Genomic DNA, 24376 nt, shown 5'->3' with positions numbered 1-24376 from the left:
CTATGGTTTCAACCGCTCAACCAACGCCTGCCCCACCGCCAGCGCCGACGCCGGGTTCTGGCCGGTAATCAATTCCCGATCCGTCACCACATGGGCAGTCCACGGCGTGGTGTTGCTGCTGTACTGCCCGCCAGCCTGCTGCAACGCGGTCTGTGGGTAGAATTTCATGCTCCCACCGCCCAGCAGCCCCTTGGCCAGTTCTTCTTCCTGATTGCTGATCACGGTCATTTTGTACCCGGCGTAGATCCAATTCGACGGGGCCGAGGCCTGGCCTTTGGTAGTCAACTGACCAACGAAGCCCTTGGCATCAGGCAGGGTCGACAGCAATGCGATCGGCCCGTGGCAAACCAGCGCGGTGGTCTTGCCCTTGTCATGGAAGTGCGTCAACACCCGCCCCAGCGGTGCGCTCGTGAGCAAATCCTGCATGGGCGCATGCCCGCCGGGAATGTACAGGGCATCGAACTGCTCCAGACCGATCTGCTCGACACGGGCCAGGCTGATCACCGGCGAGTCCTTGGCCGAAGTGATGTTCAGTTGCACCAGCAACGCCTGGTAGCGCTCCAGCTCCGCCGGATCATTGTTGAAGTACATCTTGTCCACCGAGGACCGGTCCAGAGTCGGCGCCTTGCCCTCCGGGGTGGCGAATGTCACGTGGTGACCGGCATCCAGCAACAGCTTCACCGGTTGCAGCAATTCGTTGAGGTAAAACCCGGTGGAGAAGACCTTGCCATTGTTCAGATCCAGATGATCGGAATCCGACAGGACCACCAGCACGTTATCGGCATGGGCCGCGACGCCAATACCCGCCAGAACGACAGACGTTGCCAAGGTCGTGAGCTTTTTCATGATGACTCCAGGCTGTTTCGATAAAAGATGCGCCCACTGTATTGATGCGTTCACCGGCGATAAACTGGCGCACCGGAACATCACTTGGCCCCTGGAGGCAACAATGGCCCGTCGATTCGATTATCTGGCCGACGTGGAAGCCTTCGTCACGGTCGTGGAAAAAGGCACGCTCAGCGCCGGTGCCGTGGCGCTGGGCACCACGCCTTCGGTCCTGAGCCGCGCCATCTCCCGCCTCGAAGCCCGGCTCGGGGTGCAACTGTTGCGACGCACGACCCGGCGCCTGAACCTGACCGATGCCGGCACGTTGTACCTGGAACAGTCGCGCTCGGCCTTTGCCCTGATTGACGACGCCGAGCGGCGAATCCAGGGCCAGGACGGTGTCTTGACCGGTCGTGTGCGCTTGAGCGTGCCGACCACCTACGGCCATTACCGCCTGCCATCGCTGCTGTCGCGTTTCGCCGAGGCTTACCCGCAAGTTCGGGTCGAACTGAGTATCACCAACCGCAATGTCGATCTGGTGGCCGAGGGGTATGACCTGGCGATCCGCCTTGGGCCGCTGCCGGACAGCGGCCTGGTCGGACGCAAGCTCGAAGACGCCCGCCTGTGCCTGGTGGCCGCGCCGCATTACCTGGAACGCGCCGGGATGCCCCGGCACGTCGATGAACTGGCTGCCCACGCCTGCCTGCCCTTCGTAATGCCCAGCAGCGGACGCATCGCCCCCTGGCTGTTTCGCGACAATCATGAAGACCGGGAATGGCTGCCGGCGGGCAATGTGCAAGTGTCCGATGATGTATTGGGTATCGTGTCCCTGGCACAGGCCGGGATGGGGATCTGCCAGACCTATGAATTCATTGTCCGGGAGCGAATCGAGCGTGGGGAACTGGTGGCTTTGCTGGAGGACTTTGGCGGGCGCAGCCGACCCTTTTCAATCATCTACCCGCCCCATCGGCAATTGCCGGCGGCGGCACGGGCGTTGATTGATTTTTTGATCGAGCAATAGCTGGTAACGCCGGCCGGCCTCTGTGGGAGCGAGCTTGCTCGCGATTGCGGAGTGTCAGCCGGCATTGATGTTGCCGATCCACCGCTATCGCGAGCAAGCTCGCTCCCACAGCGGTTCTGATGTGACTGCAAGATTTGCATTCTCCCGCAGCCTTCCTGTGGATAACTTTCTTGCTGCCACAGGCTCTACATTTTAGTGGGTCGCAGCCGCCTGCTCGTCCATTTTCTTGCGCAGGCTCAGCGGGCGCATGTCGGTCCAGACTTCTTCGATGTAGGCCAGGCACTCCTTCTTGAAGCCGCTTTTACCGACGGTACGCCAGCCCTCGGGGACGGCCTTGTAGTCTGGCCAGATCGAATATTGCTCTTCGTGGTTGACCACGACCTGAAAGACGATGTCCTCGCGGTCGAATACTGAAGTCATGGGTGTCTCTCCATCTTTGCTCGAGGTTCGCTGCGTCACATGCGCAGCCAGGATATGAAAGGAACGTACGGGGCCGGCTGAAAATTAGCTCTCGGTGACCGCCGCATGCAGGGCTCGCCCGAAAATCTCGGCGACCCGGTCGATTTCGGCGCGGGTGATGATCAACGGTGGCAGGAACCGCACCACGCCGCCCTGGCGACCGCCCAGCTCCAGGATCAGCCCGCGCTTGAGGCATTCGCGTTGCAGGCGTGGCGCCAGCTGGGCATGCACCGGTGGATGGCCCTGGGCGTCCGGCTTGCCCGCCGGGTCCACCAACTCGACACCGAGCATCAGCCCGCGACCGCGGATATCGCCCAGTTGCGGGTAGTCCCGCTGCAGGATGTGCAGGTGCTCGCTCAGGCGTTCGCCCATGGCGGCGGCGTGGGCCGGCAGGTCGTGCTCTCGCAGGTAACGCATGACAGCGGAGCCGGCGGCCATGGCCATCTGATTGCCACGGAAGGTCCCGGCGTGAGCGCCCGGCAACCAGGTGTCGAGCCAGTCGCGGTAAACCACCACCGCCAGCGGCAGGCTGCCGCCAATGGCCTTGGACAACACCACCACGTCCGGGATGATCCCGGCATGCTCGAAGGCAAACATCTTGCCGGTACGACCGAAGCCGCTCTGGATTTCGTCGACGATCAACGCCACCCCTGCCTGCTCGGTGATCCGCCGCAAGCCGCGCAGCCAATCCAGGTCGGCGGGAATGACTCCGCCCTCGCCCTGCACCACTTCGACGATGACCGCCGCCGGCAATTGCACGCCGGCCTCCGGGTCGTTCAGCAGGTTTTCCAGGTAATGCAGGTTGGCCTTCACGCCCTCGACACCGCCCAGCCCGAACGGGCAGCGGTAATTGTAGGGGTATGGCATGAACTGCACGCCGCTGCTGAGCAAGGCGCCCAAGGGTTTCTTCGGCCCCAGGCTGCCCATCAGGCTCAATGCCCCCTGACTCATGCCGTGATAACCGCCCTGGAACGACAGCACGGTGCTGCGTCCGGTCGCGGTACGCACCAGCTTGAGGGCGGCTTCCACCGCGTCGGTACCGGTGGGGCCGCAGAACTGGATCTTCGCCTCGGCGGCCAGCTCCACCGGCAACAGGCCGAACAGGTCCTGGACGAAGCGGTCCTTGACCGGCGTGGTCAGGTCCAGGGTGTGCAACGGCAGCTCATCGGCCAGCACCTGCTGGATCGCGTCGATCACCACCGGGTGGTTATGCCCCAGCGCCAGCGTGCCGGCGCCGGCCAGGCAATCGATGAAGGTGCGGCCCTCGACGTCCTCGACATACAACCCCTTGGCGCGCTTGAGCGCCAGGGGTATGCGCCGTGGATAGCTGCGGGCATTGGACTCCTGCCGACTCTGGCGAGCCAGCAGCGGCGACTCATTGAACTGGTAGAGCGTCTCGGCCGGCACGGGGCTGACCCGGGCCGGCTGTGCTTCGATAAGGCTGTTGGCGACTGACATCTCTCGACCCCGCAGTACGTAGTGACCCAAAACGACACACCGGGCAGGTGCGCATCCGGTCGGGGCGCACATGCAGGTTTCCTGTAGTGGAAACGCATCAGCCACGGGGGGATTTACTCGCGGGCAGCACTTTCTCCTGTGGCGCGATCAGTGGCTTGTGCATCGCAATGGCCTTGACCCCGCCGATGGCGAAGGCATCAGCGCTTTGCTCGAACCCCAGGTGTCGATAGAACGCCTGGCTGCTACGGGTGCTGTTGAGGCGCACCCGGGCCACCCCGCGCCCGCGCAGCCAGGCCTCGATGTCCCGCACCAGCGCCTGGCCGACACCGCGGCGGAAGGACTCCGGCTGTACGTAGCAGAAGGCGATCCGGCCACTGGCCGAGGCCATGGCGACACCCGCCGGCCGCCCCTGCAAACGGGCCAGGGTCAGGCGCAAGCGTGGGTCGGCCAGCCAGGGGCGGATATGCGCGAGGGTGTTGTTGCGTACCCAGGCGGCGACGACAGTGGGATCGTTGCGATGTTCGGCGGCACACCCGACCCGGATGGAGCGTTCGGCGATCCGGCTGATGATGCCGGCATCGCTGGGCGTGGCCGTGCAGATTTCGATGAAGGTGTCCATGGCGCGGTTTTCCTCAGTCCTTGAGTCGAGCTGAAAAAAACATAGACCCGGATAAGGCCGGGGCGCCAATGGCAGGTCGTTACAGTAGATGTACAAAACCCACGCCGAAGGATGCCCAGTGCCCTTGGGTCGTAGCCTGAATCATTGTGGCGAGGGAGCTTGCTCCCGCTGGACCGGAAGCGGGCCCAAATCCGTCGCCCGGCACCACTAGGCTCACCGCACCCGCTGGTTTTGGGGCTGCTGCGCAGCCCAGCGGGAGCAAGCTCCCTCGCCACGGAACCCCTCGTTTGATCAGGGATGCTGCACCGGCATGGTCAATTCGACCCGCAATCCATCCGGGCGGCTGTCGAAATGCAGGCCGCAACCGCAACGCTGGACGATGGCCTGGACGATCGCCAGCCCCAGCCCGCAGCCGGTGCTCTGGCCGTTGCGCCAGAAGCGTTGGGTCAAGTGCTGGATGTCGTCGGCGGCGATGCCGGGGCCATGGTCGCGGACCTGGAAACGCACGCGCTGGCCGATCATTTCCAGGCTCAGTTCCACATCGGTATCGTTGGGGGTATGGCGCAGGGCGTTGTCCAGCAGGTTGCGCAAGGCGGCGATGGAGAGCACCGCCGGCATTTGCACCGGCGCGTCGGACAGCCCTGGGGCCAAGTGCAATTGGATTCGCCGGGACTCACTGCTGGCCGCGTCCTGGATCGCCAGTCGCGCAACCTGCTCGGCGTTGCAGTGCACGCCATCGTCGAACGACAGGCTGCCTTCGACCCGAGCCAGCAGCAGCAACTGTTCGAGTGTGCGATGCATGCGGTCGGCGCCCTCCTCGGCCCGGGCCAGGGATTGGTCGCGGGCGGCGCCCTCGGTCATGCGCGCCACTTGCAGGTGCGTCTTGATGGCGGTCAACGGGCTGCGCAGCTCGTGGGCAGCGTCGCCGGTCAACCGTCGCTCACGCTCGATGGTCTTGCCGATACGCTGGAACAGCTGGTTCTGGGTCTCCAGCAACGGTCGCAACTCGCTGGGCAGTGGATGGATCTGCAAAGGCTCCAGGGAATCGGCATTGCGCCGCATCAGCGCATCGCGCATGCGATTGAGCGGCGCCAGGCCCTGGCCGATGCCCAGCCACAACAGGCACAGGCAACCGAGCAACGCCACGCCCACTGGCACCGAGGCAGCCAGCAGTATCGACATGTTCAGGGCTTCGCGCTCGATCTGGCGGTCGGCGGTGGTGATGCGCAAGTCCCCTCGGGCCAGGGTAAAGCTGCGCCAGGGCGCACCGTCGATCATCTGGTCGTGGAAGCCCATTTTCTCGGCTTCCAGGGCCTGTTCCGGGGTCCCGTGGCTGCGGGCCAGAATCTCGCCGCGCAAGGAACTGACCTGACAGGCCATGCCGCCGGGAATGCTCAATTGCTCGGAGCTCAAGTGCGTGCCGTCGCCCTTGCTGGGCAACGGCGGCATCTGCTCCAGCAACCCGGCAACCATCCGCGCCGAGGCCACCAGACGCTGGTCGAGGGAGAACATCATCTGGTTGCGCAGGTCGCTGAGCATCCACGCCGCGGCCAGGGCCCAGATCAGGGCGAAGGCGGCGCCGAGGGTCAGGCTCAGGCGCAGTCGCAGGCTCATCACTTGGAGGACTCTGCGCCGTCGGCCGGCCCCAGGCGATAGCCCAGGCCGCGCACGGTCTCGACAATGCCGTTACCCAGCTTGCGCCGCAGGTGATGGATATGGACGTTGAGGGCATTGCTTTCCAGCTCGTCGTTGAACCCGTAGACGCTGTCCTTGAGTTGCTCGGTGGACAGCACCCGGCCGCGACTGTGCAAGAGCGCCTGCAACAGCGATTGTTCGCGCCGGGACAGATCCACCGGCTGGCCGTCCAGGGTGGTTTCCCGGCTGCTGGGGTCGTAGGTCAGGCGACCGTGCTCGATCAGGTTGACGCTGCGCCCCGCCACGCGCCGCAGCAACGTGTGCAGGCGCGCCGCAAGCTCGCGCAGGTCGAAGGGTTTGAGCAGATAGTCATCGGCCCCGGCCTGCAAGCCATCGACCCGGTCGGTCACCGAGTCACGGGCGGTGAGGATCAGCACCGGCGTCTCCAGCCCCTGCTGGCGCAGTTGCCGCAGCAGCTTGAGACCGTCCTCATCGGGCAATCCCAGGTCCAGCACCATGACATCGAACTCCGCCACGCCGACCATCGCCCGCGCCGCCGATGCGGTGGCCACGTGCTCGACCGTCAGGCCCTGCGCCGTGAGGCCGGCAACGATCCCGCTGGCAATCAACTCATCGTCTTCGCAGACCAGTACGCGCATGGTAAGCCCCGTGGAAAAAGGTACATTAGGCCGCCGGCCGATTAAGCCGACATTATGCGACGAGTACGGCAAACATGGGCGATCATTACGGCCTGCCGGTCGCCGTCGGGTTAATCGACGGTTAATCGCCAGTCGCCATTGTGTTTTCCACTCGCTTCGTTCTAAGGCTTTATCCATGCGTCGATTGTTTTTGCTGTGGCTGTTTCTGATCTCGGGCCTGGCCCAGGCCGCCAATCCCTTCGAAACCAAACCCGATTTCCTGCCGGTGGAAAAGGCGTTCGTGTTGACCTCCGAACGCCTGGACTCCGGTGAAACGCAGCTGTTCTGGCAGATTACCGATGGGTACTACCTGTATAAGCAGCGGCTCAAGTTCGAGGGCCTGGCCGAGGCACAGAAACCCAAGTTGCCGGAGGGCGAGGCCCACAGCGACGAGTTTTTCGGCGACCAGCAAGTCTATCGCCAGGCGCTGGAACTGAAGATCCCCGCCGGTGCCACGGGCAAGATCAAGGTGGGTTTCCAGGGCTGTGCCGACGCCGGCCTGTGCTATCCGCCCCAGACCCAGGTGATTGACCTGGGCGGCAGCGCACCGGCGGCCGCCACCGGCGAGGCGCCGGACCAGGCCCTGGCCAGCGGCCTGCAACAACGGGCCTTGGGCTGGAGCCTGCTGGTGTTCTTCGGCTTGGGCCTGCTGCTGGCGTTCACCCCTTGTTCGCTGCCGATGCTGCCGATCCTGGCCGGGCTGGTGGTGGGCAGCGGCGCCGGACCGAGACGCGGCCTGGCCTTGGCCGGCAGCTACGTGATCAGCATGGCCCTGGTGTATGCGGCCATGGGCGTGCTCGCCGCTCTGCTGGGGGCCAACCTCCAGGCACTGCTGCAACAACCGTGGCTGCTGGGCAGCTTCGCGGCCGTATTCGTGTTGCTGGCGCTGCCGATGTTCGGCTTCTTCGAATTGCAATTGCCCGCGGCGCTGCGTGACCGCCTGGAAAACGCCGGACGCCAGCGACGCGGTGGCAGCCTGGTGGGCGCCGGCGTGCTCGGCGCTCTGTCCGGCCTGTTGGTGGGCCCGTGCATGACCGCCCCGCTGGCCGGCGCCCTGCTGTATATCGCCCAGAGCGGCAATGCGCTGCACGGCGGGTTGATCCTGTTCACCATGGGCATCGGCATGGGCCTGCCACTGTTGCTCCTGGTGACCGTGGGCAACCGCTTCCTGCCCAAGCCCGGCGCCTGGATGAACCTGCTCAAGGGCGTGTTCGGCTTCCTGTTCCTGGGTACCGCGCTGCTGATGATTCGCCCGATCATCGACGGCTCGCTGTGGATCGGACTGTGGGGCGTGTTGCTGTTGATCGCCGCCTACAGCGCCTGGCGCCAGACCGAAGGCTTCGGTCGCATGGCCTACCTCTGCGGCAGCGCTTCGTTGCTGTTCGGCCTGTGGGGCAGCCTGCTGGTGATTGGCGCAGCGGGCGGTGGCGATGATCTCTTCCACCCCCTGAAGGTCTACGCCGGCAGCGAGGCTAGCGCGACCGTCAAAGCCCACGACACATTCGTCACCGTCAGCGAACCCGCCGCCCTGCAACGGGAACTGGACGCCGCCAAGGCCCAGGGCCAGTGGGTGCTGCTGGACTATTACGCCGACTGGTGCGTGTCCTGCAAGATCATGGAAAAACAGGTATTCGGCCGCGCCGAGGTGCTGGACGCCCTGCAAGGCGTGCGCCTGCTGCGCCTCGACGTCACCGCCGACAGCCCCGCCAGCCGCGCGTTGCTGAGCCGTTACCAGGTACCGGGGCCGCCGAGCCTGCTGTGGATCGGCGCCGACGGTGAAGAGCGCCGCAGCCAGCGGATCACCGGGGAAGTCGACGCCAAGGCGTTCCTGGAGCGCTGGAACCTCACCCGGGACGCGCGCTGATGCTGACGCTCACCCTGGGCACCTTCGCCATCGCCCTTAACCATCTGTTGCTGATCAGCGCCCTGGCCCTGGCGACCTTCGTCGGCTGGCGGGTGGCCAGGCGCGGTGGCGAGAACCCTGAGTCGGTGCTGTTCGTGTTGTTTCTACTGGGGCTTTTGGCCGCACGGATCGGCTTCGTCGTCGCCTATTGGCAACATTACCGGGACGACCCGTGGCAGATCGTCGACCTGCGGGACGGCGGTTTCCTCGCCTGGCCGGGGATCGTGGCGCTCCTGATGGGCGCCTTGTTGTGGGCCCGGCGCCGCCCGGCCCTGCGCCGCCCGTTGGGCTTCGGCGTCGGCAGCGGCTTGCTGTTCTGGCTGGTGGCGAGCCTGTCGTTGACGATTTATGAACAGGGCACCCGGTTGCCGGACATCACCCTGCGCACCGCCGACGGCCAGACCGTGAAACTCACCGACTACCAGGGCGGGCCCCTGGTGATCAACCTCTGGGCCACCTGGTGCCCGCCCTGCCGACGTGAAATGCCGGTGCTCGAAGAAGCCCAGCAACAGCGTCCGGACCTGACCTTCCTGTTCGTCAACCAGGCCGAAAGCATGCAAAGCGTCAGCACCTACCTGGCCACCCAGGGCCTGAGCCTGACCAACGTATTGTTCGATGGCAGCGGCCGCCTCGGCCAGGCCGTGGGTTCCATGGCCCTGCCGACCACCCTGTTCTACAGCGCCGACGGTCGCCTGCTGGGCAGCCACCTGGGTGAATTGTCGGAAGCGAGCCTGGCCCGCGCCCTGGAAAACTTCGAAACGCCGGATTCGTCCACGACGCCCCACTCCGCCACAAGGAAACCGCCATGCCCCGCCTCCGCCACCTGCTGACCCTGGCCGTCGCCGCCGCACTGTCGCAGGCCCCGCTGCTGCAGGCCGAAGAATTGCCTGCGGCCATCAAGAAGATCGAAGCCAAGGGCGCGAAAATCGTCGGCACTTTCGAGGCCCCGGACGGGTTGCGCGGTTACGCGGCGCAATACCAGAACCGCGGCATGGCGCTGTACCTGACCCCGGATGGGCAGCACGTCCTGCTGGGCAACCTGTACGACGCCGAGGGCAAGGACCTGAGCGCCGAGCCGCTGCAAAAACTGGTCTATGCACCGATGGCCAAGGCCATCTGGACGAAGATGGAAGCGAGCAACTGGATCGCCGACGGCAACAAGGACGCACCGCGCACGGTGTACCTGTTCAGCGACCCGAACTGCCCGTACTGCAACATGTTCTGGGAACAGGCCCGGCCTTGGGTCAAGGCCGGCAAGGTGCAGTTGCGCCACATCATGGTGGGCATCATCCGCGAAGACAGCCCGGGTAAATCCGCCGCCTTGCTGGCCGCCAAGGACCCGGAAAAAAACCTGGCCGAGCATGAAAAGGCCGGCAAGGGCAGCCCGCTCAAGCCGCTCAAGGACATACCGCCCGCCATCCAGGCCAAACTGGACGCCAACCAGCAGTTGATGGACGAACTGGAACTGTCCGCCACCCCGGCGATTTTCTATCTGGATGACAAAGGCGACCTGCAACAGCAGCAAGGCGCGCCCTCACCGGACAAGCTGGTGAAGATTCTCGGGCCGAAGTGACCGACAACCACTGCAACCCCTGTGGGAGCGAGCTTGCTCGCGATGACGGCAGATCAGTCAGCATTGATGTGACAGACACACAGCAATCGCGAGCAGGCTCGCTCCCACAGTGGATTTGCATCGGTCACAAAATTCCAGTAGGAGCGAGCTTACTCGCGATGCGGTGGATCAGCTGCGCAAGACCTTCAGCAACGCCTCGGTCACGAACTGCGGATTCTCAAGATTGGAAATGTGCCCCGCTTCCGGTATCAGCAGGCAGGGGCAACCGATCAGTTCGGCCATTTCCTTGGCCTCGGACGGCGGACGCGGTTTGTCCTGGTCGCCGCACATCACCACTGTGCCCTTGGCATCCAGTGCATGCAGGCGCGGCAGGATGTCGTCCCGACCGAAAATGATCCGCCCCAGCGGCACGATGCTGGCGCGCAGGCGATCGGTCGGCAGCGCGGCCAATGTGGCGCGAAACTGCTGGTAGAGCGCCGACTGCGGGTCGATACCCGGTCGGAAGAAGATCGGCACGACGATGTCCAGCAATGGCTCGGGAATGCTGCCGCTGGCTTCGATCTTGTCGAACAGCGAGAAATAGTACTGGCGGGTCGGCTCCGGCTCGACGCCGACGTAGGTGTCCATCAATACCAGCGTCTGCACACGCTCAGGCGCCGCCAACGCCAGCCGCGCCCCCCACATCCCGCCCACTGAAAGCCCGACCAGGTTGAAGCGGTCGATGCCCAGGTGATCCATCAATGTCAGTGCCTGGCGGGCCAGGTCGTCCAGGGAGGTCATGCCCTCAGGCAATTGCCCGGACTGGCCGTGGCCCCATAAGTCCAGGGCGATGACCCGATAATCCCGCGACAACACCTCGATCTGCGGCGCCCACATGCTGTGGTCCCACAGGTAGCTGCTGCCCAGCAGCACCACCGGGCCCTGGCCTTGGTCCAGGTAGTGAAGCGGTTGTCCGTCGATCGTTGCAAAGGGCATGGGTGACCTCCTTGTTTGAGTCTGGAAAAAAGCCTTGGGGAGCCTGAGCCGCGAAGCACGAGGCGTCAACCTTGGGTTTTGCGCTGTTTGTGCAGCCGCCATCGCGAGCAAGCTCGCTCCCACATGGGATTTGCGTCGTTCACAAAACCCTGTGGGAGCGAGCTTGCTCGCGAAGAGCTCTTCATAGACGCCGCAAAACTACATGCCTTCCAATTCCGCCATCAAATCATTCAACCGGTCCACCTTCTCCTCAGTGATTTCGCTGGCCGCCAGCCCATCGATGTAATCGGCCAGTTCCAGCACCGTGCTGCACTCGAACATCGCCCGCAGCGGCACGTTGCGTTGCAGGGCCTTTTGCACCCGTGAAGCGATTTGCGTCGCCAGCAAGGAATGACCGCCCAACTCGAAGAAGTTGTCCCGTACCCCTACCCGCTCGACTTTCAGCACCTGGGCCCAGATGTCTGCCAGGGTCTGCTCCAGTTCATTACCGGGTGCCTGATAGTCCTGGCTTTGCAACTGGCCGATCTCCAGGGCCGGCAAGGCCTTGCGGTCGAGCTTGCCATTGGCGTTGAGGGGCAGGCGATCGAGCCACAGCCAGTGCAGCGGCACCATGTATTCCGGCAGTTCGGCCCGCAGGCGCTGCTTGATACGCTCCAGGCGTTCGGCGGGTTTGAGTGCCGAGTCGGTGGCCACGAGGTAGCCCACCAGATGCTTGCCATTGGCGCCCTCCTGCACGCCCACCGCCCCATCGCGCACTTCCGGCTGCTCATGCAAGCGCGCTTCGATTTCCCCCAGCTCGATGCGGTAGCCGCGAATCTTCACCTGATGGTCGATGCGTCCGACGTATTCCAAGACCCCGTCGCTGCGCCGCCGCGCCAGGTCGCCGGTGCGGTACAGCCGCTCTCCCGGTGCCCCGAACGGGTTCGGCACAAAGACCGGGGCGGTGCGCAACGGATCGCTGACATAACCGCGCCCGACCCCGGTGCCCGCCACGCACAACTCACCCACCGCACCCAGCGGCACCAGCTCCAGCGCGCCGTCGAGCAGGTACAAACGGTTGTTGTCGGTGGGCGTACCAATCGGCAGGTAAGTGCCACGGGTCGACGCCTGGTCGACGCGGAAGAACGCCACGTCATCGGAGCATTCCGCCGGCCCATAGGCATTCACCAGACCAATGTCCGGGTAACGCAACAACCACTGGTGGGCCAGCTCCGGCGGCATCGCCTCGCCAGTGGGCAGCATCCAGCGCAGGCCGTCCAGACCGATGCGCTCCTGGGCGAGCATGCCCTGGATCAGCGACGGCACGCTTTCCAGCACGGTGATGCCCTGTTGCTGCACATGCTCCAGCAGCCCTTGCGGGTCGTGGGCGATGGCGTTGGGCACGATGTCGACCCGGGCGCCGAACAACGGCGCGGCCAGGAACTGCCAGACCGAAATATCGAAGCTTTGGGACGCCGTCTGGGCGATGACATCCGCCTCGCTCAGCGCCAGGTACGGCACTTTGCTCAGCTGGTTGTTGAGCATGCCCCGCTGTTCCACCATCACGCCTTTGGGCAGGCCGGTGGAGCCGGAGGTGTAGATCACGTAGGCGAGGTTGTCCGGCCCGCTGTAGACGCCAGGGTTTTGCGACGAAAAGTCGCTGGCCTGGACGGTTTCCCACACCAGCAACTTCGGCCGTCCGGAACAGGCGAACTCGTCCAGCAACGCCTGGGCCTGGGCCTGGCAGGCCTGGGTGCAGACCAGCAAAGGCGTGCGGCTCAATTCGATGATGCGGCTCAGGCGCTGGCTCGGCAGGCCGGGATCCAGCGGCAAGTAGCCGGCACCGGCCTTGAAGCTGCCGATGATCATGCCCAGCAGTTGCGCATCCCGTTCAGCCAGCAACGCCACCGGCTGATCCAGACCGACCCCGGCCGCGATCAGCGCGTGGCCGAGGCGGTTGCTGCGCGCATTCAACTCGGCGTAGCTGTAGGTCGTGTCCAGGCAACTGACCGCAAGACGTTGCGGATGAACCGCGACCCGCGCCTCGAACAGCTCGACGTAGCTCTGCTCCAGCGGATAGGCATGCTCGCTCTGGTTGCAGCCTTCGACCAGGAAGTCCTGCTCTTGGGCACCGATCAGCGGCAACTCGCTCATGTCACCGTGCAAGCCCTCCATCAGCGCCAGCAGCAGCCGCTTGAACTCACTCAGCAAACCCTGGACGGTGGCTTCATCGAAGTAGCGCTGGTCGTAGGAAAGGTGCAGCCCCAGGTCATCCCCGGGGTAGCAGACCGCCGTCAGCGGGAAGTTGGTGTGGGTGCGGCCCGAGTCGGAGGTGGCATTGAGGCTTTGGGCACGGTCCAGCACCGAGACTTCCACCGGCGCGTTCTCGAACACGAACAGGCTGTCGAACAACGGTTGGCCCTTGGGCAGTTCGCTGACTTCCTGGATGCTCACCAGCGGCAGGTATTCGTACTCGCGCAGTTGCATGTTGCTGTCCAGCAAATCGCTGAGCCACTGCCGTACGCTACAGCGCTGATGGTCCTCGGGCATCTGCACGCGCAAAGCGATACTGTTGATGAACAGCCCGACGGTGCGTTGCATCTGCGGCAGTTCCACCGGGCGCCCGGCCACGGTGACGCCGAACAGCACGTCGCGGTCGCCGCTGACCCGGCGCAGGACCAGGGCCCACGCCGCCTGGGCGAAGGTATTGGCCGTCAGTTGATGGGCCTGGGCCAGTTCCCGCAGCCGTGCGCCGTCCCGGGCATCGAGACGGGTGTAGCAATCGCCGACGATCATGCCGCCGCTGTCACCGGCGTGCTCGCGCAGGAACGGCCGGTCGCCAGGGATCGGCGTGGTCCGCTCGAAGCCTTGCAGGTTGCGCTTCCACCACTGCCGGGCTGCGTCCAGGCTCTGGTGTTGCAGCCAGCCGATGTAGTCGCGATAGCGCGGCGGCACGGCCAACTGCGGCTCGCGCTGCTCACCCAGGGCGGTGTAGATCTCGAAGAAGTCATCCATCAGCAGCGAACGGCACCAGGCATCGATGAGGATGTGGTGGTTGCTCATCATGAACCAGTAGCGCGCCGCGCCGACCCGAATCAGCCGCAGGTGGAATGGCGCCTGGTTCAACAGATCGAAACCGGCCTCGCGTTCATCCTTGAGCAGGGCCTGGAGCTTGGCTTCCTGGGCGTCTTCAGGCACCTCGGACCAGTCGAGGTAATCCACCGGCGTGCGGCCTGGCTTGTGGATGATTTGCAGCATGTCTTCGCCGACGTTCCAGCAGAACGATGCGCGCAAGGCTTCGTGACGGGCGATGACCGCCTGCCAGGCCTGGGCAAAACGCTGCGGGTCCAGTGCGCTGTCGATGCGGTAGCGATCCTGCATGTAGTACAGGCCGGTGCCCGGCTCCAGCAGGGTATGCAACAGCATGCCTTCCTGCATGGGCGTCAACGGGTAGACGTCTTCGATCTGCGCGGCCGGCACGGGCAGGCTGTCCAACTGGCCCTGGGTCAGCTTCGCCAGGGGGAAGTCCGATGGCGTCAGCCCGCCCGCCTCGTCCGTCAGGCAGTGTTCGATGAGGCGTTGCAACTCATCGAGGTAAGCCTCGGCCAGGGCGGCGATGGCCTGGCGCTCATGGCGCTGGGCACTGAAGGTCCAGCGCAGCACCAACTCACCGCCGCTGACCTGGCTGTCGACGCTCAACGCGTTGGGTAGCGGCGCATCGGGATCGTGGATGGCACCCAGGGGCGCATCCAGCGGCTGGAACAGCGCCTCCTGGCCCAGGGTCTGGTCAAGCTGGCCCAGGTAGTTGAAGGTGATCGCCGCGTGCGGCAGGCCGGCCATCGCCTCGCGAGTCGGCGCGTCCGCCAGGTAACGCAGCACACCATAACCGAGGCCCTTGTGGGGCACCGCGCGCAGTTGCTCCTTGATGGCCTTGATCGAGACGCTGAAATCTTCAACCGCTGGACTCAGGCGCACGGGATAGATGCTGGTGAACCAGCCGACGGTGCGGGTCAGGTCGAGGTCGTCGAACAGCGCTTCGCGGCCGTGGCCTTCGAGCTGGACCAAGGCCGAATCATGGCCGCTCCAACGGCACAGCACCCGGGCCAACGCCGTGAGCAGCAGGTCATTGACCTGGGTGCGGTAGGCGCTTGGCGCCTGTTGCAGCAGTTGCCGGGTACGCTCGGCGTCCAGGCGCACGCTGACGGTTTGCCCGTGACGCTCCTGCAACCCGCCGTCAGGATTCGCGCACGGCAGTTGCACTTGCGCGCCACTCAACTGCGCTTGCCACCAACCCAGCTCCTCGCGCAGGGACTCGCTGCCGGCGTAGGCCTGCAAGCGCGCGGCCCAGTCGCGCAACGGGCTGGTCTTGACCGGCAGTTGCGCCGCCTGCCCGGCGACGAGCTGGCGGTAGACGGTTTGCAGATCGTCCATCAGCACCCGCCACGACACACCGTCCACCACCAGGTGATGAATGACGATCAACAACCGTTGCCGACCATCCGGCAACTGCGCCAGCACGGCACGCAGCAACGGCCCGGTGGCTAGATTGAAACGGCTCTGCGCCTCGGCAAACAACGCTTCGCATGCCTGGGCAGTGTCCACGCTGACCTGCTGCAGCAGCACAGCGTCAGTCAGCGACTGGTGCTCGGCACGCCAATGTCCGGCGCTTTCGTCAAAGCCCAGGCGCAAGGCATCGTGGTGCTGGAAGACGCTACGCAGCGCCTGCTCCAGCCGTTGCGGGTCCAGGGCCGTGGTCGGTTCCAGCAGCAATGCCTGGTTCCAGTGATGGCGGTTGGGGATCGGGCGCTCGAAAAACCAGTGCTGGATCGGCGTCAACCCGGACTCGCCCTGCAACAGGCCCTGCTCGGCATGCACTTGCTGGCTGCGCGTGGCGACGGCGGCCAGGGTCTGTACGGTCTGGTGCTGGAACAAGTCCCGGGGCGTGAAATGAATGCCCTGTTGCCGGGCACGGCTGACCACCTGGATGGACAGGATCGAATCACCGCCCAACTCGAAGAAATTATCGTTGAGGCCCACCTGCGCCACGTTCAGCACGTCGCACCAGATCGCCGCCAAAGTCTGTTCCAGGGCGTTGCTCGGCGCCACGTAGTGCTGGCGATTGAGTTCAGGATCGGGCAGCGGCAAGGCGCGGCGGTCGAGCTTGCCGTTGGCGGTCAGCGGCATACTCGCCAGCAGGATCAGGTGCGTGGGCACCATGTAGTCCGGCAACTGGGCCTTGAGGTGGTTTTTCAAGGCGTCGCGCAGGGCCGCTTGTCGCTCGTCATCCTGGCTGGCGATGTCGCTCACCAGGTAGCCGGCCAGTTGCTTGCCGCCAGGCGTGTCGAGGGCCAGGACCACGGCCTCGCGCACCGCCTCATGTTCCAGCAGGCGGGTTTCGATTTCCCCCAGTTCGATGCGGAAACCACGGATTTTCACCTGATGGTCGATCCTTCCCAGGTACTCCACCAACCCGTCGGCACGCTGGCGCACCAGGTCGCCGGTGCGATAGAGGCGTCCACCGTCGGTGGCGAACGGGTCGGCGACGAAACGCTCGGCGGTCATCCCCGGACGCTGGTGATACCCCTGGGCCAGACCGGCGCCGCCCACATACAACTCGCCCGTGGCACCTGGCGGCACCAACGCCAGGTCGGCGTCGAGGATGTACGCCACCCGGGCACCGATCACGCTGCCAATCGGCACACTGGCCGCGCCCTCCTCCAATTGCTCGGGGGCCAGGCTCGCCAGGGGCATGACCACGGTTTCGGTCGGGCCATAGGCATTGAAGAACAGGCTCGGGCTGAACGCCGCGCGAATGCGCTGCAAGTGCTCGCCCGTCAGGGCTTCGCCGCCGGTGATGCACATGCGCACCGGCAAGGTCTGGCCCTGGGTCGCCAACCACTGCGCCAACTGGCTGCCGTAGCTGGGGGTGAAACCCAGGATGTTGATGCGGTGCTGGCGAATCAGCCCGCAGATTTCCTCGGCGTCCCACTGGCCCTGGGCCCGCAACACCACATGGGCACCACTGAGCAGCGGCACCAACAGGCGTTCGGTGGCCGCGTCGAAGTTGATGGAATAGAAATGCAGCTCGCAGTCGTCCGGGCGCATGCCAAAGCGCTGGATCACCGCCTGGCAATGCATGGCGATTTCACCGTGGGACACCACCACGCCCTTGGGCTTGCCGGTGGAACCGGAGGTATAGATCAGATAGGCCTGGTGTTGCGGCAGGTTGATCAGCGGCAGCGCGTGATCCGGGTACTGCGCCAAGGCCGGCGAATCATCTTCCAGGCACCAGCACTCCACACCCTCGGGCAATGCACCGAGGGCCTGGAGCATCGCCCGGTCGCTGAGCAGCAGGCTGATGCCACTGTCTTCGATCATGTAGTGCAGGCGATCCAGCGGGTATTCCGGGTCCAGCGGCACATAGGCACCGCCGGCCTTGAGAATCGCCAGCAGGCCAATGACCATTTCCAGCGAGCGCTCCAGGGCCAGGCCGACCCGCACCTGCGGCCCGACGCCTGCCTCGCGCAGGCGCCAGGCCAAGCGATTGGCACGGCTGTCCAGTTGCGCATACGTCAGGGTCTGCCCGGCGAAGGTCAGGGCCGGTGCGTCGGGACGCGCCCGAGCCTGTTCGGCGAACAGTGGGTGAATGCATTGGTCCAGGCGATGCTCACCGGGCTCGACGCCCAGGCTGTCGAGCAGTTGTTGCTGCTCGCCGGCATCGAGCAACGGCAACTCGCTCAGCCGTCGGCTCGGATCGTCCAGCAGCGCTTGCAGCAGATTGCGCCAGTGCCCGGCCATGCGCGCGATGCGCGGTTCGTCGAACAGGTCGGTGCTGTAGGTCAGGCAGCAACCCAGGCGCTGATCCAGGTCGGTGACTTCCAGGTTGAGGTCGAACTTGGTGGCCCGGGCGTCGTTGACCAGGTATTCGACGGTCATGCCGGCCAGCGTGCGGCTCTGCTGGAATTCCCAGCGCTGCACGTTGCACATCACCTGGAACAACGGGTTGTAGGCCGCACTGCGCGGTGGTTGCAGGGCTTCCACCAGATGATCGAACGGCAGGTCCTGATGGGACTGCCCTTCGATGACGGTGTGGCGCACCTGTTCGAACAGTTCGCCCACCGACATCTGCCCGTCGAGCTGGCAACGCAACACCTGGGTATTGAGGAACGCACCGATCAGCCCTTCGCTTTCCGGGCGGATGCGGTTGGCCACCGGCGCGCCGATGCGCAGGTCGGTCTGGCCGCTGTAACGGTAGAGCAGCACGGCCAGGGCGGCGGTCATGGTCATGAACAGGGTCAGGCCCTGTTGCGCGTTGAAGGCGCGGACCCGCGCGGCCAGCTCATCACTGAGATCGAAACGGAACAGTTCACCGCGATGGCTCTGCACCGACGGACGCGGGCGGTCGCCGGGCAGCTCCAGCAGCGGATGCTCGCGGCCCAGTTGCGCGGTCCAGTAGTCCAGCTGCCGTTGGCGCTCACCGGATTCCAGCCACTGGCGCTGCCAGACGCTGTAGTCCAGGTACTGCACCGGCAACGGCTCCAGCGGGGATTCACGGTCGTCGACAAAGGCTTCGTACAGCGCGCTCAGTTCACGGGCGAAAATGTCCATCGCCCAGCCTTCGGTGACGATGTGGTGCAGCGTCAGCACAAAGTAATGCTCATGCTCGGCGGTCTTGACCAGGCAGGCCCGCAGCAGCGGTCCGGTTTCCAGGTCGAAGGGCTTGTGCGCCTCGCTGTCGGCCAGTTGCTGCACCCGCTGCTGACGAATGTCAGCGGCCAGCATCGAGAAATCCTTCCAGTCCATGCGCAGGCCCGTCTCGCCGTGCACCTGTTGGCAGGCCACGCCGTCGACGCTCGGGAACGTGGTGCGCAGGGTTTCGTGGCGCAGGATCAACGCCTGCAAGGCCGCCTCGAAGCGCCCGACATCCAGCACCCCGCGCAACCGCGCCATGCCACCGACGTTGTAGGCCGGGCTGTCCGGCTCCATCTGCCAGAGGAACCACATGCGCTGCTGGGAATACGACAGCGGCACCGGTTGGCTGCGGTCGACCTTCTCGATGGGCGGCTGGCGATTGGTCTGGCCGCTGGCCTGGATCAAGCGCACTTGCTCGGCGAAAGCCCCCAGTTCACTCGCCTCGAACAGCGCTCGCAACGGCAGTTCCACGTCACAGGCCTGGCGAGTGCGGGAAATGATCTGGGTCGCCAGCAGCGAATGACCGCCGAGGGCAAAAAAATCGTCCCGCAGGCCGATGCGCGCCAGTCCCAGCACGTCGCGCCAGATGCCGGCGATTTGCTGTTCGAGGGCGCTGACCGGCTCAACATGCTCGCGCACCTGCCATTGCGGTTCAGGCAAGGCGCGGCGATCGAGCTTGCCGCTCGGGCTCAAGGGCATGGCGTCCAGGCGCAGCAATTGGGCGGGCACCATGTAGTCCGGCAGTTCGGCGGCCAGGGCGGCCTTGAGCCGGGTGTTCAATTCGTCCTGGCCCTGGGCGACCTCCGGCGCGGTGTAATAACCGATCAACTGCGGGCCGGCCGAGGTGTCGCGCACCAGCACCGTCACTTGGGCGACGCCGTCCTGGGCCAGCAGGCGCGCTTCGATTTCCTGCGGTTCGACCCGGAAGCCGCGCAGCTTGACCTGCTGGTCGAGGCGGCCGAGGTATTCGATCACGCCGTCGGCGCCCCAACGCGCCCGGTCGCCGGTGCGGTACAACCGCGCACCGGCCGGTCCCATTGGGTCGGCGACGAAACGCTCGGCGCTCAGGCCCGGACGCCCGAGGTAACCCCGGGCCAGGCCCAGGCCGCCAATGCACAGCTCGCCCGGCACACCGGCCGGCACGGGATTGAGGTCGCTGTCGAGCACCCGGCACAGCACGTTGCCCAGGGGTCGACCGATGGGCGAGCGCTCGCCATCAGCTTCGGTGCAATGCCAATGGGTGACGTTGATCGCGGTTTCGGTCGGGCCGTAGCGGTTGTGCAATTGCGCCGACGGCAGTTGCGCCAACACCCGGTTGCGCAATTCGGCCGACAAGGCCTCACCGCCACAGAACAGCCGGCGCAGGCTGGTGCAGCGGGCACTCAGCGGCTCTTCGACAAACAGGCTGAGCAACGGCGGCACGAAGTGCAGCGTGGTGACGCCAAACTGCTGCACCAACTGGGCGATGCGGTGCGGGTCACGGTGCTCGCCGGGGCCAGCCAGGACCAGTTGACTGCCGGTGATCAGCGGCCAGAAGCACTCCCAGACCGACACGTCGAAACTGATGGGGGCCTTTTGCATCAGCACATCGGTGGCATCCAGCCCATAGGTCGCTTGCATCCATTGCAGGCGCTCGGCCAAAGCCGCGTGGGTGTTGCCGACGCCTTTGGGCTGGCCGGTGGAGCCGGAGGTGTAGATCACGTAGGCCAGGTGATCGCCGTGCAGGTGCAGGCCCGGCGGGTTGCTCGGCCATTGTTCCAGGTGCAAGGCGTCCATGGCGATGACACTGACGCCGTCGCAGACTGGTAAACGCTCCAGCAACGCGGTCTGGGTCAGCAGCAGGTCGACGCCGCTGTCGTCGAGCATGTAGGCCAGGCGTTCGGCCGGGTAGTCCGCATCCAGCGGCACATAGGCACCGCCGGCCTTGATGATGGCCAACACGCCGATAAGCAACTGTGGCGAACGCTCGGCGGCAATCGCCACGCACACATCCGGGCCAACGCCCTTGTCCCGCAGGTAATGGGCCAGGCGGTTGGCCTGGGCGTGCAGCTCGGCATAATCGAGTTGACCACCGTCCCAGCGCAGGGCGATCCGTTGCGGCGTGCTGCGGGCCTGCTCGTTCAACAGCTCCGGCAGCCATTGGCTGGCCGGCGCGCACGGGGCCGCGCTCCAGTGCTGCTGTTGGCTGTGTTCATCGGCGGTCAATAACGGTACATCGCCGATGGCTTGCTGCGGATCGGCACAGACCGCCCGCAACAGGTTGCAGTAATGCGCTGCCAGCCGTTCGATGGTCGCCGCCTCGAACAGTTCGTCGGCGTAGTCGAACGACAGGGTCAACCGGCCGTTGCGATCTTCTTCGCTGTGCAATTGCAGGTCGAACTTGGCTTCGCGGCTGTGCCACGGCAACTCCTCGGCCAGCAGCCCCGGCAGACGGCGCAAGGCACTCAGGTCACGCTGCTGGTGGTTGAACATCACCTGGAACAGGCCTTGCTCGCGCGCCTCGGGAAACGCTTCGAGCAGTTGCTCGAATGGCAGGTCCTGGTGGGCCTGGGCCCCGAGCGTGGCTTCCCGGGCCTGGGCCAGCAACGCGGCAAACGGTTGACGGGAATCGACCTGCCCGCGCAAGACCTGGGTGTTGATGAAGAAGCCGATCAGCCCCTGGGTTTCCAGGCGCGGACGGTTGGCGTTGGGCACACCGACGCGGATGTCGGATTGCCCGGTGTAACGCTGCAACAGCGCCTGGAAAGCCGCCAGCAACAGCATGAACGGCGTCGCGTCATGGGCCTGGGCTACGTGGCGCAGGGCCCCGCCGAGGTCCTTGTCCAGGCGCAGGCTGTGCCGCGCGGCGCTGCACTGGCGTTGAGCGCTGCGTGGATGATCCGTGCCCAGCACCAGGGGCGATTGTTCAGCGCCCAGCTGCTGCTTCCAGTAGCTCAGTTGGCGCTCGCCCTCGCCCTGGGCGAGCCACTGGCGTTGCCAACTGCCGTAGTCGGCGTATTGCAAAGGCAATGGCGTCAGTTCAGCAACCTGGCCTTGGGAGGCGGCGGCGTACACGCGGGAGAATTCTTCGATCAATACATTCATCGACCAGCCGTCGGCGATGATGTGGTGCAGCGTCACCAGCAGTTGATGGTCATCCTCGTCGAGGCGCAACAGGGTGACCCGCAGCAGCGGCCCCTTCTCCAGATCGAACAGCGTGGCCGCTTCGTCTTCTCGAACCTGCCGCGCCCGGGCTTCGCGCCGGTTGGCAGGTTCGTCACTGAGATCGATCACCTGCAGCTTGAATTCGCCGGCCGGATCGACCTGTTGCAAGGCCACCCCATCCCGCTCCAGGAACCGCGTGCGCAAGGACTCGTGACGCTCGATCAGTTGCTGGAAACTGGCACGCAGCGCGTCTTCGTCCAGCTCGCCGCGCAGGTGCAAGGCGCCGGGAATGTTGTAGGCACGGCTCGCCGGGTCGAGCTGCCAGGTGATCCACAAACGGTTCTGCGCCAGGGATTGCGGCAGTGGCGCATGGCGCGGCAATGGGCTGATCGCGCCCTGGGCCTGGCCGCCGTCCTGCTGCTGGTTCGCCACCGCGGCCGCGAACGCAGCCAGGGTCGGCGCTTCGAACAGCAGGCGCAGGTTGAGCGCCAGCCCGAGGGTTTCGCTCAGGCGTGCGATCACCTGGGTGGCGGCGATGGAGTTGCCGCCCAGCAGGAAGAAATGATCGTCGGCCCGGACCTGCCCGACCTGCAATTGCTCCCGCCAGACCTGACCGATGAGGGCTTGCAACTCGGAGGACGGGGCGGGTTCGTCAGCCACGTCTGCTTCAGCTGACGGGAACTGTGCGTAACTGTCCAAACTGCCGTCGGCCAACCGGATGCGGCAGGCCGAGCGCTGCAACTTGCCGCTGGAGGTCTTGGGCAGCGCGCCGGGATTGAGCAGCACCACCACGCTCGGGGCTTGCTGGCAGGCCTCGGCCACGGCCTGGCGAATGGCGTTGATCACGGCTTCGGGCGGCAGGATTTTCTGCACGCTGCGGCTGATTTCCGCGGCGATGCCGATGCCCTCCTCGCCGTTGTCGTTGACCGCGAACGCCGCCACCCGGCCCTTGCGCACCACCTCCACTTCGCGCTCGATGGTTTGCTCGATGTCCTGGGGATAGAGATTGTGCCCGCGCACGATCAGCAGGTCTTTCAGGCGACCGGTGATGAACAGTTCGCCGTCGCGCCGGAAACCCAGGTCGCCAGTGCGCAGCCAGGTCTGGCCGTCGTGCTGGACAAAGGTTTTGGCGCTGGCTTCAGGGTTGCGCCAGTAACCCAGGGCGATGCTCGGCCCGGCGGCCCAGACTTCACCGACCTGATTGTCGGCCAACGGCTGCAACGTGGCGGGCTCGACGATCAGCACCGCGTGCCCGGGCTGGCTGACACCGCAACTCATCACCGCGCTGCCCTGCCCCGGCTCGGCGCGGTTTTGCGCCAAGGCCGCGTCATCCACTCGCAACGAAGGAATGCCGTGGCGGCGCGGCGTGCCGGCGACGAACAAAGTCGCTTCGGCCAGGCCATAGGAGGCCATGAAATTGTCCGGCGTGAAGCCGCACGGAGCGAATTTCTCGGCAAAACGCTCCAGGGTGTCGAGGCGGATCGGCTCGGAGCCGGAATAGGCCACGCGCCAGCCGCTCAGGTCGAGACGTTCCAGGGCCGAATCACTGACCCGCTCGCTGCACAACCGATAGGCGAAATCCGGGCCGCCGCTGATGGTGCCGCCGTACTCGCTGATCGCTTCGAGCCAACGCACGGGGCGGGCCAGGAAATAAGCCGGGGACATCAATACGCAGGGGACGCCGCTGAACACCGGCTGCAACAGACCGCCGATCAGGCCCATGTCGTGGTACAGCGGCAGCCAGCTGACGATGACGTCGTCGGGGTTCAGGTCGATGCCGAAGCCATGGCGGATCAGCAGTTCGTTGGCCACCAGGTTGCCGTGGCTGACCTGCACACCCTTGGGCAGCGCGGTGGAGCCGGAGGTGTATTGCAGGAAGGCAATGTCATCGTCCTGCAGCGTCGGCATCCGCCATTGCCCGGCGTGGGCCGGGTCGAGGGTATCGACGCACAACACCGGCGGCGCCGACTCGATGGCCTGCAACGGTTCGCGCAGATCGCTGCTGGTGAGCAGCAGGCGCGGTTCGGCGTCGGCGATGATCGACAGCAGGCGCTCCTGATGGTGGCGACGGGCGGACTCCGGCGGATAGGCCGGCACCGCGATCACCCCGGCGTAGAGGCAGCCAAAGAACGCCGCGACGTAATCCGGACCACTGGGGAACAACAGCACGGCGCGATCACCCAGCGCCGCTTCGGCCTGCAAGGCGCCGGCGATGGTCCGGGCGCGCAGGTCCAGGTCGCGATAACTCAACACCACACCCTGCCCAGGGGTGTCGGCAAGGAAGCGCAGGGCCACCCGGTCCGGCGTCAACGCGGCGCGGCGCTGGAGGGCATGAGCCAGGGTGCTGGGGAGTTCGAACGCGTCGGTCATGGGGGTTTCCTGCCTGAATTCGGCT

The 24376-nt window shown here is 65.4% G+C and carries 12 protein-coding genes; 4 read left to right on the top strand and 8 right to left on the bottom strand.

All coding sequences use genetic code 11. The annotated features are described in order from the left end of the window. Positions 1-846, bottom strand: a complete 846-nt coding sequence (locus J4E63_RS06430) for a type 1 glutamine amidotransferase domain-containing protein (RefSeq protein ID WP_207281408.1) — start codon at positions 844-846, stop codon at positions 1-3. 103 nt (positions 847-949) lie between these two features. Here J4E63_RS06430 and J4E63_RS06425 point away from each other — a divergent pair, with 103 nt between their 5' ends. Continuing rightward, positions 950-1846, top strand: coding sequence for a LysR family transcriptional regulator (locus J4E63_RS06425; RefSeq protein WP_207281407.1), 897 nt, complete (start codon positions 950-952; stop codon positions 1844-1846). Between the two features lie 192 nt (positions 1847-2038). On the opposite strand, the gene J4E63_RS06420 is transcribed toward J4E63_RS06425, so the two are convergent. The 5 genes from J4E63_RS06420 to J4E63_RS06400 form a co-directional block, all read right to left on the bottom strand. Then, a complete protein-coding gene (locus J4E63_RS06420; protein WP_060738496.1) occupies positions 2039-2266 on the bottom strand; it encodes an MbtH family protein in 228 nt (75 codons plus the stop codon). A gap of 84 nt (positions 2267-2350) precedes the next feature. After that, complete coding sequence (locus tag J4E63_RS06415; protein WP_060738497.1) at positions 2351-3763, bottom strand: aspartate aminotransferase family protein; 1413 nt, start codon at positions 3761-3763, stop codon at positions 2351-2353. 97 nt (positions 3764-3860) lie between these two features. Continuing rightward, a complete protein-coding gene (locus J4E63_RS06410; protein WP_207281406.1) occupies positions 3861-4382 on the bottom strand; it encodes a GNAT family N-acetyltransferase in 522 nt (173 codons plus the stop codon). 291 nt (positions 4383-4673) lie between these two features. After that, positions 4674-5999 carry an ATP-binding protein gene (locus tag J4E63_RS06405; RefSeq protein ID WP_207281405.1) on the bottom strand — a complete coding sequence of 442 codons (1326 nt, stop codon included), beginning with the start codon at positions 5997-5999 and terminating at the stop codon, positions 4674-4676. Further along, complete coding sequence (locus J4E63_RS06400) at positions 5996-6676, bottom strand: response regulator (RefSeq protein WP_060738500.1); 681 nt, start codon at positions 6674-6676, stop codon at positions 5996-5998. Before J4E63_RS06400 ends, J4E63_RS06405 begins: the two co-directional genes overlap by 4 nt. A gap of 175 nt (positions 6677-6851) precedes the next feature. On the opposite strand from J4E63_RS06400, the gene dsbD reads away from it, so the two are divergent. From dsbD to dsbG, 3 genes are read left to right on the top strand one after another with little or no spacing between them, the layout of a single operon-like run. Next, on the top strand, positions 6852-8579 hold the full coding sequence (gene dsbD, locus J4E63_RS06395) for a protein-disulfide reductase DsbD (protein WP_207281404.1): 1728 nt from the start codon (positions 6852-6854) through the stop codon (positions 8577-8579). Continuing rightward, the gene (locus tag J4E63_RS06390) at positions 8579-9448 is read left to right on the top strand and encodes a TlpA disulfide reductase family protein (RefSeq protein WP_192259673.1); all 870 of its coding nucleotides are present in this window, start codon (positions 8579-8581) and stop codon (positions 9446-9448) included. Before dsbD ends, J4E63_RS06390 begins: the two co-directional genes overlap by 1 nt. Next, positions 9424-10191, top strand: a complete 768-nt coding sequence (gene dsbG / locus J4E63_RS06385) for a thiol:disulfide interchange protein DsbG (protein WP_207281403.1) — start codon at positions 9424-9426, stop codon at positions 10189-10191. The genes J4E63_RS06390 and dsbG overlap by 25 nt, the downstream gene beginning before the upstream one ends. A gap of 168 nt (positions 10192-10359) precedes the next feature. Here dsbG and J4E63_RS06380 read toward each other — a convergent pair whose 3' ends face one another. After that, on the bottom strand, positions 10360-11166 hold the full coding sequence (locus tag J4E63_RS06380; protein WP_207281402.1) for an alpha/beta fold hydrolase: 807 nt from the start codon (positions 11164-11166) through the stop codon (positions 10360-10362). Between the two features lie 198 nt (positions 11167-11364). After that, positions 11365-24351, bottom strand: a complete 12987-nt coding sequence (locus J4E63_RS06375; protein WP_207281401.1) for a non-ribosomal peptide synthetase — start codon at positions 24349-24351, stop codon at positions 11365-11367. Positions 24352-24376 lie beyond the last annotated feature (25 nt).

This window comes from Pseudomonas sp. FW300-N2F2 (assembly GCF_017351655.1).
Lineage (GTDB): Bacteria > Pseudomonadota > Gammaproteobacteria > Pseudomonadales > Pseudomonadaceae > Aquipseudomonas > Aquipseudomonas fluorescens_AA.
Note: the sequence above shows the minus strand (reverse complement) of the source record. Positions and strands in the feature narration are given on the sequence as shown.

Bases quoted from the DNA above. Each gene is read 5' to 3' on its own strand.
- J4E63_RS06380 (WP_207281402.1), bottom strand. From the start codon at position 11,166: ATGCCCTTTGCAACGATCGACGGACAACCGCTTCACTACCTGGACCAA.
- J4E63_RS06410 (WP_207281406.1), bottom strand. From the start codon at position 4,382: ATGGACACCTTCATCGAAATCTGCACGGCCACGCCCAGCGATGCCGGC.
- J4E63_RS06430 (WP_207281408.1), bottom strand. From the start codon at position 846: ATGAAAAAGCTCACGACCTTGGCAACGTCTGTCGTTCTGGCGGGTATT.
- J4E63_RS06415 (WP_060738497.1), bottom strand. From the start codon at position 3,763: ATGTCAGTCGCCAACAGCCTTATCGAAGCACAGCCGGCCCGGGTCAGC.
- J4E63_RS06375 (WP_207281401.1), bottom strand. From the start codon at position 24,351: ATGACCGACGCGTTCGAACTCCCCAGCACCCTGGCTCATGCCCTCCAG.
- dsbD (WP_207281404.1), top strand. From the start codon at position 6,852: ATGCGTCGATTGTTTTTGCTGTGGCTGTTTCTGATCTCGGGCCTGGCC.
- J4E63_RS06420 (WP_060738496.1), bottom strand. From the start codon at position 2,266: ATGACTTCAGTATTCGACCGCGAGGACATCGTCTTTCAGGTCGTGGTC.
- J4E63_RS06425 (WP_207281407.1), top strand. From the start codon at position 950: ATGGCCCGTCGATTCGATTATCTGGCCGACGTGGAAGCCTTCGTCACG.
- J4E63_RS06390 (WP_192259673.1), top strand. From the start codon at position 8,579: ATGCTGACGCTCACCCTGGGCACCTTCGCCATCGCCCTTAACCATCTG.
- J4E63_RS06400 (WP_060738500.1), bottom strand. From the start codon at position 6,676: ATGCGCGTACTGGTCTGCGAAGACGATGAGTTGATTGCCAGCGGGATC.
- dsbG (WP_207281403.1), top strand. From the start codon at position 9,424: ATGCCCCGCCTCCGCCACCTGCTGACCCTGGCCGTCGCCGCCGCACTG.